At 29.9% G+C, this 12,545-nt stretch carries 13 protein-coding genes; 7 read left to right on the forward strand and 6 right to left on the reverse strand.

Going from position 1 to position 12,545, the window contains the following annotated elements; translation table 11 throughout:
* Nucleotides 1-5: 5 nt before the first annotated feature.
* The 6 genes from gyrB to dnaA form a co-directional block, all read right to left on the reverse strand.
* Entirely contained in the window at nt 6-1,910 is a 1,905-nt protein-coding gene (gene gyrB, locus ACWJKP_RS00590; RefSeq protein ID WP_165411856.1) for a DNA topoisomerase (ATP-hydrolyzing) subunit B, read from the reverse strand.
* Between the two features lie 20 nt (nt 1,911-1,930).
* Nucleotides 1,931-2,194: an extracellular matrix regulator RemB gene (remB, locus tag ACWJKP_RS00595; protein WP_165411855.1), complete on the reverse strand. Its 264-nt coding sequence runs from the start codon at nt 2,192-2,194 to the stop codon at nt 1,931-1,933.
* A gap of 40 nt (nt 2,195-2,234) precedes the next feature.
* The gene (recF, locus tag ACWJKP_RS00600) at nt 2,235-3,326 is read right to left on the reverse strand and encodes a DNA replication/repair protein RecF (RefSeq protein ID WP_165411854.1); all 1,092 of its coding nucleotides are present in this window, start codon (nt 3,324-3,326) and stop codon (nt 2,235-2,237) included.
* 141 nt (nt 3,327-3,467) lie between these two features.
* On the reverse strand, nt 3,468-3,674 hold the full coding sequence (yaaA, locus tag ACWJKP_RS00605; RefSeq protein ID WP_165411853.1) for a S4 domain-containing protein YaaA: 207 nt from the start codon (nt 3,672-3,674) through the stop codon (nt 3,468-3,470).
* Nucleotides 3,675-3,713: 39 nt separating this feature from the next.
* A complete protein-coding gene (gene dnaN, locus ACWJKP_RS00610) occupies nt 3,714-4,823 on the reverse strand; it encodes a DNA polymerase III subunit beta (RefSeq protein ID WP_165411852.1) in 1,110 nt (369 codons plus the stop codon).
* Between the two features lie 270 nt (nt 4,824-5,093).
* Nucleotides 5,094-6,446 (reverse strand): chromosomal replication initiator protein DnaA, encoded by a 1,353-nt coding sequence (gene dnaA, locus ACWJKP_RS00615; RefSeq protein ID WP_165411851.1) that lies wholly within the window; start codon nt 6,444-6,446, stop codon nt 5,094-5,096.
* 550 nt (nt 6,447-6,996) lie between these two features.
* Between dnaA and rpmH the strand changes: the two genes are divergently transcribed.
* The 7 genes from rpmH (at nt 6,997) to mnmG (ending at nt 12,528) form a co-directional block, all read left to right on the forward strand.
* Nucleotides 6,997-7,131 (forward strand): 50S ribosomal protein L34, encoded by a 135-nt coding sequence (gene rpmH / locus ACWJKP_RS00620; protein WP_165411850.1) that lies wholly within the window; start codon nt 6,997-6,999, stop codon nt 7,129-7,131.
* A gap of 58 nt (nt 7,132-7,189) precedes the next feature.
* The gene (gene rnpA / locus ACWJKP_RS00625) at nt 7,190-7,555 is read left to right on the forward strand and encodes a ribonuclease P protein component (protein ID WP_165411863.1); all 366 of its coding nucleotides are present in this window, start codon (nt 7,190-7,192) and stop codon (nt 7,553-7,555) included.
* Nucleotides 7,527-7,736: a membrane protein insertion efficiency factor YidD gene (gene yidD, locus ACWJKP_RS00630; protein ID WP_165411849.1), complete on the forward strand. Its 210-nt coding sequence runs from the start codon at nt 7,527-7,529 to the stop codon at nt 7,734-7,736. The genes rnpA and yidD overlap by 29 nt, the downstream gene beginning before the upstream one ends.
* 20 nt (nt 7,737-7,756) lie before the next feature.
* Entirely contained in the window at nt 7,757-8,419 is a 663-nt protein-coding gene (gene yidC, locus ACWJKP_RS00635) for a membrane protein insertase YidC (RefSeq protein ID WP_165411848.1), read from the forward strand.
* A 141-nt stretch (nt 8,420-8,560) separates the two neighbouring features.
* Entirely contained in the window at nt 8,561-9,187 is a 627-nt protein-coding gene (jag, locus tag ACWJKP_RS00640; protein WP_165411847.1) for an RNA-binding cell elongation regulator Jag/EloR, read from the forward strand.
* A 66-nt stretch (nt 9,188-9,253) separates the two neighbouring features.
* Entirely contained in the window at nt 9,254-10,630 is a 1,377-nt protein-coding gene (gene mnmE, locus ACWJKP_RS00645) for a tRNA uridine-5-carboxymethylaminomethyl(34) synthesis GTPase MnmE (RefSeq protein WP_165411846.1), read from the forward strand.
* 8 nt (nt 10,631-10,638) lie between these two features.
* Complete coding sequence (gene mnmG, locus ACWJKP_RS00650) at nt 10,639-12,528, forward strand: tRNA uridine-5-carboxymethylaminomethyl(34) synthesis enzyme MnmG (RefSeq protein ID WP_165411845.1); 1,890 nt, start codon at nt 10,639-10,641, stop codon at nt 12,526-12,528.
* The last annotated feature ends 17 nt before the right edge of the window (nt 12,529-12,545 follow it).

Genomic DNA, 12,545 nt, shown 5'->3' on the forward strand with positions numbered 1-12,545 from the left:
TATAACTATATATCTAAGTTGAGCACACCTTTAGCATTTTCTTGTATAAACTCCCTACGAGGTTCTACTTTATCGCCCATAAGAATAGTGAATATTTCATCTGCCGCCATTGCATCCTCTACATGGACCTGAAGCAGAGTTCTCTCCTCAGGGTTCATTGTTGTATCCCAAAGCTGGTTTGGATTCATTTCCCCAAGACCTTTGTATCTTTGTATATCGGTGTTACTATCTTTTCCACCCAATTCCAAAAGTGTCTCTTCAAGTTCTTTTTCGGTATATACATAATGCTCTTTTTTGCCTTTAGAAACCTTGAATAGTGGAGGTTGAGCTACATATACGTGTCCTTCTTCTACTAATTCTTTCATGTATCTATAGAAGAATGTTAGTAATAAAGTTCTAATATGTGCTCCATCTACGTCCGCATCTGTCATAATAATAATACGATCGTACCTTATTTTTTTTACATCAAAATCCTTTCCTATACCAGCACCAAAAGCAGTTATCATAGCCCTAATTTCTAGAGATGCGAGCATTTTATCAATTCTTTGCTTTTCAACATTCATTATTTTTCCTTTAAGAGGAAGTATAGCTTGGAATCTTCTATCTCTACCCTGTTTCGCTGAACCACCCGCTGAATCACCTTCCACCAGATATATTTCGCATTCCATAGGATCTTTTGAAGCACAATCTGATAATTTACCTGGAAGTGTAGTGCTTTCTAATACAGACTTTCGTCTTGTAAATTCTCTTGCTTTTTTTGCTGCTTCGCGAGCTCTTGCTGCATTTAATGCTTTATCAATTATGTTTTTACCGAGTTGTGGGTCTTCCTCTAGAACATTACTGATAGCCTCACCAACTATACTATCAACTATGCCCCTTACTTCACTATTACCAAGTTTAGTTTTTGTTTGCCCTTCAAATTGAGGATCAGTAAGCTTTATAGATATTACTGCTGTAAGACCTTCCCTTACATCTTCACCTGATAGATTTTTATCATTTTCTTTTAAGAAACCAAATTTTTTAGCATAATCATTTACTACTCTTGTTAATGCGGACTTAAACCCAACTAGGTGTGTTCCACCCTCTACAGTATCTATATTGTTAGCAAATGAAAATATATTTTCTGTATATGTATCGTTGTATTGTAAGGCTATTTCAACAACATAATCATCCTTATTGCCTTCCATGTATATGGTCTCATGAATTGTTCCTTTATTTCTATTCAAATAATCTACAAAAGATTTTATTCCTCCCTCATACAGGAAATCTTGCTTTTTCTCTTCTCGTTCATCTTCAATGGTTATTCTTAAACCTTTATTTAAAAAGGCTAACTCTCTAAGTCTTTGAGACAAAGTTTCAAAATCAAAATCAATTTCTTCAAAAATTTCCGGATCAGGGGTAAAGAATACTTTTGTTCCATGTTCCTGCGTTGTTCCTATATTTACAAGTGTACTAGTAGTTTTGCCCTTTGAAAAAGTTTGTTTCCATACTTTCCCATCAACTTTAACTTCTACTTCACAAATCACAGACAATGCATTAACTACAGATGAACCAACACCATGAAGACCACCTGATACTTTGTATGCTCCACCACCAAATTTACCGCCTGCATGTAGTACAGTCATTATAACTTCTACAGTAGGTATTTTCATTTTATGATGCATTCCTACGGGCATACCACGACCGTCATCTATAACAGTTATAGAATTGTCTTTGTGTATAATTACATTAATATTCTTACAAAAACCTGCTAAGGCCTCGTCAATACTATTATCTACAATTTCATAAACTAAATGATGAAGACCCCTAATGCTAGTGCTACCTATATACATACCAGGTCTTTTTCTTACTGCCTCTAATCCTTCAAGTACTTGTATTTGACTTTCGTCGTAAATATTATTATTTTCCATGTATATCCTCCTAACTTACTCTAAAGCGCATAATATACAGTTTCTGTTCTTTTGCATAAAGTTGAAGATGATATTGGTGATATATATATTTTACTTTTTTTATCTACCTCTGCAATTACAAAAGATTTAGCAATATTTTTTGTTATCCGCTCTACAAAACCATCTTCTTCGGCCATTCTTAAAAATTGGATAGTGTCCGAGCTATACATAGTAGTTTCCATGTCAAATATACCTATAATGTCTTTTATAGGCACTACTACATTTTCCCCTAAATGTAAAAACATATAATATCCTCCTTGATAATACATTCTACTTTATTTGAGTCTATGTCATCTCTTTTACTTCACCTGACATAACTTCAAATATCTTGCTTTCTGAGTTTAAATATTTTCTTATATCATTAATCCCGTTGCATGTAATTAATGTTTGAACTTCTTTTATAGATTTTAATATATATTCTTGCCTTTTTGTATCCAATTCAGACAAAACATCATCAAGTAATAATACTGGATATTCTCCAGTTAGTTCTTTTATTATTGCTAGAGCTCCAAACTTAATTGTTAAAACTGAAGTTCTCTGTTGACCTTGGGATCCAAATATTCTAGCATTGATACCATTAATATCTATGGAAAAATCATCCCTATGTGGACCTATTGATGTAGTTTTAGTTTCTATATCTCTTTTCCTATTTTTACATAAAAGCAAGTAAAAATTTTCTCGTATATTATCTAACTCCTTAATAGGTGTTAGATATTTAATATCTATTACTTCACTTTTGGATGTTATATTGCTATGTATTGTTTTTGATATTTTGTTTAATTTCTCTATATAAGTTATTCTATCTTTTATTATAATTGCACCAAATTCACTAAGTTGCTTATCATATACATCTATAATATCACTATTTGTATTCCATTTTTTTATAGTCAAGTTTCTCTCATTTAAAACTTTTTTATATTGCGATAAACTATAGTAGTAACGACGGCTTAACTTACAAAGCTCTATATCTAAGAATTTTCTCCTGTATGATGCAGATTCTTTAACAATATTTAAATCTTCGGGTGAAAACATAATCACATTGAAACTTCCTACTAACTCGGAGAGTTTTTGAACTTTTATAGAATTTATATTAACTCCTTTTCTACCTTCTTTAAAAATCTTTATTTCTATTTTTTTATCTAATCTAGTTTTACACACATAAAGCTTTATATATGCTTCTGTGCCGTTCCAATTTATCAATTCCTTATCTCTATTGGTTCTGTGAGACTTAGCTAAACTACAATAATAAATAGCTTCCAAAATATTTGTTTTTCCTTGTGCATTATCCCCTACAAATACGTTAGTACCTTTATTTAATTCTATAAATAATTTATTATAATTCCTGAAATTTTCAAGTTGTAAATATTTTATATGCATCCAATCACCTATTATGATTATAACATATATATATAAGTTTATTATTTTATATATATAAATAACTTCTTATAAATTTTATTATTATAGACATAAATTGTGCACCGGAGATTATTTTAAAATTTTCCGGTGCATTCATATAATTTAAATTATTTTATAAGTTTCGCTGTTAAACTCAATTATATCACCTTTAGATAATTTCTTACCTCTTTGAGTTTCTATTTCTCCATTGACTTTAATATCCTCGTTTTTGATGTAAAATTTTGCTTCTGAACCTAAACAAGCTATCCCAGCCCATTTTAGAAAAGAATCTAATTTTATTATATCTGTTTCTATTTTTATTTCATTCATTTCAAAACCTTCTTTTTCAAATATTATTAGAACTATATTTTAATTATTATTGGCTCTTATTCTTACCGGCAATACCATATAAGTACAATTATTTTTTTCTTTGTTTTTTACAACACAAGGATTAACTCCACTAGAAAACTCCATAATTATCTCTTCTTCCTCCATTATTTTTAGAAGTTCTATTAGGTATTTTGAGTTAAATGCAATTTGAAGAGACTCACCTTGCAAAATTATATTTATTTCTTCTCTGGCCTTTCCCAATTGAGAATTAGAAGTGATTATCATGTTATCTTCTTCTATGTTGAATTTAACTAAATTGGTATTTCCCTCTTTTGCCATAAGAGAAGCCCTTTCTATACAGCTTAATAATTCATGTCTTTTAGCTGTAATTTTTAGATTATATTCCTCAGGTATTATTGAGCTATATTTTATGAATTCACCTTCGAGTAACCTTGATATAACCTTCGTTTTTCCAATATTAAATAAAATATGATTTGGTGTGAATGTTATATTAACGTTCTCATCTGTTTCTTCTAGTATTTTTGATACTTCACTTAATGTCTTACCTGGAATTACAGCATTTATATTAAAATCGTTATCTACTGGTTCACTTCTAAATGCAACCCTATAACCATCTAAAGCTACAAGATTAAGGTTTTTATCTTTTATTTCAAATAAGACTCCTGTAAGAATTGGTCTAGTCTCATCTTGCGCAACTGCAAAAATAGTACCTTTCATCATGTTTTTTAATACTTTTTGAGAAATTGAAAAGATCATGTTCTCTATTATATTTGGTAAATTGGGATAATCATCACTATTCATATGTATTATAGTTGCATATGATTTTTGGCAAACGATTTTAATAGAGTTATTTTCATCTGTTGCTATCTCTATTGCACTATTGGGTAATTTTCTTATGATTTCACCAAAAAGTTTAGAATCTAAAACTACACTTCCATCTTCCATAACCTCTGCATTAATTTTAGCCTCAATGCTTAAATCAACATCAGATCCTATAAGAGTTACTTCTCCGTTCTTAGCAGTTATTAGTATACCTTGTAATACGGGTAAAGTTGATTTTCCTGTAATAGCTTTTTGAACGTTTGAAATTGCTTCTTGTAATATACTTTTTTCACATATAAATTTCATATAATAAAGACCTCCTTATCCACATGGGAAATTTATTAAAGATAGGTAAGATAATAATAAATTATTAGTAGTAATAGTAGTAGGGGCTGTTGATATGTTAAGAACCTATCTTAGACTACAAGCTGCAACAATGCTAGGTAGAAATGTTTGTGGATAAGTATGCAAAAAAAATCACAGTTATCCACAATATCAACAGCTAAGTTTTATGTATTATTTTATACACAGGATTATATATATATAGTATCAACACCTGTTAATATCGGGATTATACTATTTTTGACTTATTTTTTTAGTTAGTTCTGCTATGTTATCTTGTAAATTTTCATCTTCTTTAAGACCATTAGATATTTTCTCACATGCGTGTATTACAGTTGTATGATCCCTACCTCCAAATTCTTCACCTATTTTAGGGAGAGACATATCAGTAAGCTTTCTGCACAAATACATTGCGATTTGTCTAGGAAATGTTATGTTCCTAGTTCGCCTTGAAGATTTAAAATCCTCAATTTTTAAATTGAAATAGCTAGAAACTATATCTTGTATTAGCTCAATAGTTACTTGTTTTGAATTTCTACTAGAAATAATATCTTTGAGTGCTTCTGATGCCAAATCTATACCAATTTCTTTATTAGTTAGTGAAGAAAAAGCTACAATTCGAATAAGAGCGCCTTCTAGCTCTCTTATGTTAGATTTTATTTTAGTAGCAATATACACCAATACTTCGTTTGGAATATTTAAATTCTCTATATCTGCTTTTTTCTTCAAAATAGCTATTCTAGTTTCAAAATCCGGTGGTTGTATATCAGCTATAAGACCCCATTCAAATCTAGACCTCAATCTATCCTCTAGAGTAGGTATTTCTTTAGGTGGTCTATCACTAGATAAAATAATTTGCTTATTTGCTTCATGAAGATCATTAAATGTATGGAAGAACTCTTCTTGCGTACGTTCTTTACCTGCAATAAATTGAATATCATCAATTAGAAGTACGTCCACATTTCTGTACTTGTTTCTAAATTCTACGTTTTTGTCGTCTTTAATAGAATTGATAAGTTCGTTTGTAAACTTTTCAGAAGAAACGTAAACAACCTTAGACTTTGGGTTGTTTGCTAATATATAATGACCAATAGCATGCATTAAATGCGTTTTTCCAAGACCAACCCCTCCATAAATAAATAGTGGGTTATAAGCTTTTGCAGGGGATTCGGCTACAGCAAGTGATGCAGCGTGAGCAAATCGGTTACTATTGCCAATTACATAAGAATCAAAGGTATATTTTGGGTTTAGTGTTGCAGACATTTCATCATTAAATATTATATTATTTCTATTAGCTTCTCGTTTCGCTTTAGGTGTTTCAATTTCGGCTACGTCCTCAGATAATATAAAGAATTCTATTTTATATGTTTTAGAAGTAATCAATTTAACAGCATTCATTATTAAATCCTTATATCTATTTTCAAGAATGTCTTTGGTAAAATTATTAGGAACACCTAATTTAAAAGTATTATTATCTAAGGCCATAGGTTCTATACTTTTAATCCAAGTATTAAAACTAACCTCTGTAAGTTCACCTTTTATTATACTTAAAGTTTTTTCCCAGATATCTTTAATTTGGGTGCTCATTTCCTACCCTCCAGTTCAAATAAAAAAATTTTATGTAAAAACAAACAATATATAAACAACATTATAAACAAAGTTATAAGCAATAAATTAATACATTGTAGGTTGTTGATAAATAGCATTAAAAATATACACATGTTAATAACTATGCTTATATTTTTAATAGGACTTAAATTGTTAACAAGACAAAAAAAAACTATTAACATATTAAATTAAGAAATAAATCTGCTTATATAAGTAAAAATAGATAAGCAAAAGAAGTTTAATACAATATTGTAGTAGTTATTAACAATTTTGTCCACAAGTTGTGAATAACTTTATCAATAAACAGGTTATTCACAGTTCTTTCTTATATAATATCAAAAAATAACAAGGTGTTCAAGAAGTTATCCACAAAAAAACATATAAATATAAAAAATATTAACAATAGTAATAAAAATGCTTATCTTGACATTAAGATGATGTGACTATATAATCTAATAGTAAAACTGTAAAAATACGATTGTAAGATGATTGCTATAATGTATGGTTTAAAGAAGGAGGTGTAGTAGATATGTTCATGACTTACCAACCTAAGAAAAGACAAAGAAAAAAAGAACACGGATTTAGAAAGAGAATGAAAACCGCTTCTGGCAGAAACATTCTTCAAAAAAGAAGACAAAAAGGTAGAAAAAAATTGACAGCATAAAGGCCGCTAATGTGGCCTTTTTCTGCAATTTGCGGAAAAGAGGGCGGCTAATATTAATATTAATGTTAAGAAATATAGAATTAGAAAGAATACTGAATTTAGAACAGTATATAGAAGAGGAAAATCTTTTTCTAACCAATTATTAGTATTATATATTTATAGAAATGGTAAAGATATTAATAGATGTGGAATATCCGTTAGTAAAAAGGTAGGAAATAGTGTAATTCGCGGTAGAGTTAAAAGATTAATAAGCGAAAACTATAGGCTTAATAATGTAGGATTAAAAACAGGATATGATTTAGTGTTTATTGCAAGGAACCCTTCTAATTCTAAAAATTATAAAGAAATAGAGAGTGCTTTGACTAAACTACTTAAGAAAGCTGGTTTAATTAATAATGAAAAAAATACTTATACTGGGAATTAAGTGTTATAGAAAATATATATCACCGTTTAAGAGGCCTTGTTGTATATTTTACCCTACATGTTCTCAGTATACTTTAGAAGCTATTGAAAAACACGGAGCAATAAAAGGATTTATTATGGGAATAAAGAGAATACTTAGATGTCATCCTTATAATAAGGGCGGCTTTGATCCAGTTAAATAACCACTTGGGAGGTTTTGTATTTGAAATTACAGTTTTTAAGTGATCCACTTTCAAAGTTCTTTTTCTTGATACATAATGGAGTGAATACGCTTATACCAAATAATGATATATCATTTGGATTAACAATAATTATATTTACAGTTATAATAAGAGTAATATTATTGCCATTAAGTATTAAACAAACTAAATCAACGGCTAAAATGGGTGCAATTCAGCCAGAAATGAAGAAAGTTCAAGAAAAATATAAAAAAGATCCACAAAAATCTCAGCAAGAAGTAATGAAGCTATATAAAGAAAATGGAGTAAATCCAATGGGTGGATGTTTACCAATGCTTGTTCAAATGCCTATTTTATTTGCTTTGTTTTATGTGTTTAATAACTTAGATATGCAGGGTGCTGGGTTCTTATGGATGAATGATTTAACAAAACCTGACCCTCTATATATATTACCAATATTGTCTACCGTTACAACATACTTTTCATCAAAACTTATGCAACCACCAGGAGACGCTGCTAAATCTAAACAGACTTCAACAATGAATACAGCAATGGCTATTTTTATGGGATTTATGAGTCTTAAATTTAAAGGTGCATTAGTATTATATTGGGTAATAAATAACTTATTACAAGTTGTTCAAACTTTAGTTATAAATAAAATCGAACTTCCAAAAAAAGAAATTTAACGATTTTTAAAATGATAGCCTCCCAATTTTATATGTGGGAGTCTAAATTTCCTTCTGAAGTCGTTAATGTTACAGCATCGAAGATGATGATTTAACACAAGTGCCTAATTTTGATATTTAGAAAGGCGGGTGAAGTGTGGTATGAATAATATAGAAATTATGGGTAAAAATGTAGAAGATGCAATTAATAATGCATTGATGCAGTTAAAAGTTACAAGAGATAAAGTAAAAGTGGAAACACTTGATGAAGGTAGCAAAGGGTTTTTAAATATCATAGGGGTAAAACCAGCTAAAATAAGAGTTACAGTTAAAAGAGATAGTTTAAATGAAGCTAAAACTTTTTTAATGGAAGTATTGCAATCTATGAGTATGAAAGCTGAAGTAAACCTTAAATATGAAAACAATGAAATAAAGATTGAATTAATCGGACCTAATATGGGACTATTAATAGGATATAGAGGCGAGACTTTAGATTCACTTCAATATCTTATAAGTTTAGTTGTAAACAAAAATCATGATGAAGAGTATAAAAGAGTAACATTAGATACTGAAAATTATAGAGCAAAAAGAGAAGAAACTTTGAAAAGACTTGCATCAAAAATTGCCTATAAGGTAAGGATTAGTGGTAGAATATTAAAACTTGAGCCTATGAATCCTTATGAGAGAAGAATAATACACTCTACACTTCAAAATGATTCATATATTTATACTTATAGTGAAGGTGAAGAGCCCTATAGAAGAGTTGTAGTTGATTTGAAGAAAGCCTAAGGGCTTTTTTTTTAAATTTATGAAACTAAGCTCAATATTAATTATAAAATTAGGAGGTCATATTTAATGAAAGAATTTGATACTATAGCTGCAATAGCAACTAGTATAGGAGAAGGTGGTATATCTATAATTAGAGTATCTGGTGATATGTCGATAGATATAGTCGATAGTATATTTATAGGCAAAAATAATAGAAAACTTCATGATTTAAAATCTTATACTATGAGATATGGACATATTATTGATAAAAATGGTAGTAGACTTGATGAAGTTATTATTTCCTATATGAAAGGCCCTAAAAGCTTTACTGCAGAAGACACTATTGAGATAAATTGTCATGGTGGAGTAGTTGGAACTAATAGAATTTTACAAGAGGTTATTCTTGCTGGAGCAAGAATGGCAGAACCTGGTGAATTTACTAAAAGAGCATTTCTGAATGGTAGAATTGACTTAAGCCAGGCAGAGGCTGTTATAGATATAATAAGAGCAAAGACAGATCTAAGTATGAAGTCAGCTCTTATGCAATCAGAAGGTTCAATTTCCAGGGAAATAAAAAATATAAGAAATAAATTACTTAGTGTAATTGCAAGTATAGAGGTTACAGTTGACTACCCTGAAGAGGATATCGAAGAAGTAACTGCAGAAAAAGTTAATGAAGATGTTATTGATATAATTAGTGAGATAGATACACTTTTAAGTACGGCTGATGAAGGGAAAATTCTAAGAGAAGGCCTAAGCACTGTTATAGTTGGGAAGCCAAATGTAGGAAAATCATCACTTCTTAATGCTCTTGTTAAAGAAAAAAGAGCTATTGTTACAGATGTACCCGGTACTACAAGGGATGCAATAGAAGAGTATATAAATATTGAAGGTATACCAGTTAAAATAGTAGATACTGCAGGAATTCGCGAAACTGAAGATATAGTTGAGAAAATTGGAGTAGAAAAATCAAAGGAAAAAATTAATGAGGCCGATTTAGTTATCTTAATATTAGATTCAAGTAAGAAATTAAGTCATGAAGATAGAGAAATTATTAAATATATTAAAAACAAAAAGTATATTGTACTCTTAAACAAAAGCGATTTAGATGGTAAAATAGAGATAGAAGAATTACAAAGTCTAAAATCAAAGTATATAACTAATGTTTCAGTAAAAACAGGTGAAGGATTAAATCATGTTAAAGAATATATAAAAGATTTATTCTTTAAGGGTGAGATTAAAACTGAAGGAATATTTGTTACAAATAATAGACATAAGGAATCTTTAATAAGAGCAAAGGAAAACTTAGAATCTTCATTAAATGCACTAGAATATACATTAGCTATAGATTTAGCATCAATTGATATACGAAATGCATGGATAAGTTTAGGTGAGATTACAGGAGAGGTTTTAGAAGAAGATATTATACATAAGATATTCTCAGAATTTTGTTTAGGAAAGTAGGGATAAATATGAAATATGATGCAGGAAATTATGATGTTATAGTTATTGGAGCTGGTCATGCAGGTTGCGAAGCAGCACTTGCAGCTGCAAGAATAGGGTGCAAGACTTTAATTTGTGCTATAAATTTAGATAGTGTGGCTTTGATGCCATGTAACCCCAATATCGGTGGAACGGCTAAAGGGCATTTAGTAAGGGAAATAGATGCTCTTGGCGGTGAAATGGGAATAAATATTGATAATACATATATACAATCAAGAATGCTAAACAAATCAAAAGGACCAGCTGTATTCTCGTTAAGAGCTCAAGCGGATAAAAGAGCATATGGACAAAGGATGAAACATGTAATAGAAAATCAAGAAAATTTGCAATTAAAACAATTAGAAGTAGTATCTATAGATGCACCAAAAGGAAAAATAAAGGGTGTATGCACGAAAAATGGCGCATATTTTACTACGAAGGCTGTTATTATAGCTTCTGGAACGTATTTAAAATCAAAGGTTATTATTGGAGATTGTTCTTATAATGAGGGACCTAGTGGATTACTTCCAGCTAATGAACTTTCTAAATCTTTAGATGATATGGGTATAACTTTAAGAAGATTTAAAACAGGAACTCCAGCTAGAATAAACAAACGGTCAGTAGACTTTTCTAAAATGGATGAGCAAGTTGGTGATGAAGAGGTAGTTCCATTTTCATTTATTAGCGAAGATATTAGTAGAAATCAGCTATGCTGCTATTTAACTTATACAAATGAAAATACTCATAATGTAATTAGAAAAAACATTCATAGATCACCGCTATATAATGGATCAATTAAGAGTACTGGGCCTAGATATTGTCCGTCTATCGAAGATAAAGTAATGAGATTTACAGATAAAGAAAGGCACCAAATATTCATAGAACCTGAAGGTGAGAATACGCAAGAAATGTATGTTCAAGGTATGTCTAGCTCACTTCCTGAGGAAATTCAGGTGGAAATGCTAAAAACAGTACCTGGACTTGAAAATGTAGAAATTATGAGAACGGCTTATGCCATAGAATATGACTGTATAGATTCAACCGAGTTAAAACTTTCACTAGAATTTAAAAATATTCAAGGTTTATTCTCAGCGGGTCAAATAAATGGTAGTTCAGGATATGAAGAAGCTGCTTCGCAGGGGATTATTGCAGGGATTAATGCTGCACTTACTATTCAAAATAAGGATCCATTAATATTAAAAAGATCTGATGGATATATAGGGGTTTTAATTGATGATTTAGTTACTAAAGGCACTAATGAACCATATAGGATGATGACCTCAAGAGCAGAGTATAGATTGTTGCTAAGGCAAGACAATGCTGATTTAAGGTTAACTGAAATAGGGTATGGAGTAGGCCTTGTTAAAGAAGATAGATATGAAATATTTAAGAAAAAGAAGATGCAAATTGAAGAGGAAATTGAGAGAATAAAACATTTGCAGATCACAAATAAAAAAGAAATTGAGGAATTTTTAATTTCTTGTAATTCTACTCCACTGAAAAAGCCTATTAGTTTATACGAACTTATAAAAAGACCTGAACTTGATTACTATATAGTTGAAAGACTGGATGCAGATAGACCTAAATTAAATAAATATATACAGCAGCAAGTTAATATTGTTTCAAAATATGAAGGGTATATCCAGAAACAATTAGATCAAATTAAGCAATTTAAAAAGTTTGAAAACAAAATCATATCAAAAGATATAAATTATGACGATATAAAGGGACTAAGGATAGAAGCTATGCAAAAACTAGGTAAAATAAAACCAGAAAGTATAGGTCAAGCTTCTAGAATATCAGGTGTTTCTCCTGCGGATATGTCTGTTCTAATGATATATCTTGAGCAACAGAAAAGACTTAACATTAACCAACAATAAAAATACATGGAGTTGAA

Source organism: Clostridium sp. CM037 (genome assembly GCF_055081095.1).

What these genes read in the sequence shown, in the direction of transcription:
- gyrB (WP_165411856.1), bottom strand. Translation starts at nt 1,910, where the DNA reads ATGGAAAATAATAATATTTACGACGAAAGTCAAATACAAGTACTTGAA.
- remB (WP_165411855.1), bottom strand. Translation starts at nt 2,194, where the DNA reads ATGTTTTTACATTTAGGGGAAAATGTAGTAGTGCCTATAAAAGACATT.
- recF (WP_165411854.1), bottom strand. Translation starts at nt 3,326, where the DNA reads ATGCATATAAAATATTTACAACTTGAAAATTTCAGGAATTATAATAAA.
- yaaA (WP_165411853.1), bottom strand. Translation starts at nt 3,674, where the DNA reads ATGAATGAAATAAAAATAGAAACAGATATAATAAAATTAGATTCTTTT.
- dnaN (WP_165411852.1), bottom strand. Translation starts at nt 4,823, where the DNA reads ATGAAATTTATATGTGAAAAAAGTATATTACAAGAAGCAATTTCAAAC.
- dnaA (WP_165411851.1), bottom strand. Translation starts at nt 6,446, where the DNA reads ATGAGCACCCAAATTAAAGATATCTGGGAAAAAACTTTAAGTATAATA.
- rpmH (WP_165411850.1), top strand. Translation starts at nt 6,997, where the DNA reads ATGTTCATGACTTACCAACCTAAGAAAAGACAAAGAAAAAAAGAACAC.
- yidD (WP_165411849.1), top strand. Translation starts at nt 7,527, where the DNA reads ATGAAAAAAATACTTATACTGGGAATTAAGTGTTATAGAAAATATATA.
- jag (WP_165411847.1), top strand. Translation starts at nt 8,561, where the DNA reads ATGAATAATATAGAAATTATGGGTAAAAATGTAGAAGATGCAATTAAT.
- mnmE (WP_165411846.1), top strand. Translation starts at nt 9,254, where the DNA reads ATGAAAGAATTTGATACTATAGCTGCAATAGCAACTAGTATAGGAGAA.
- mnmG (WP_165411845.1), top strand. Translation starts at nt 10,639, where the DNA reads ATGAAATATGATGCAGGAAATTATGATGTTATAGTTATTGGAGCTGGT.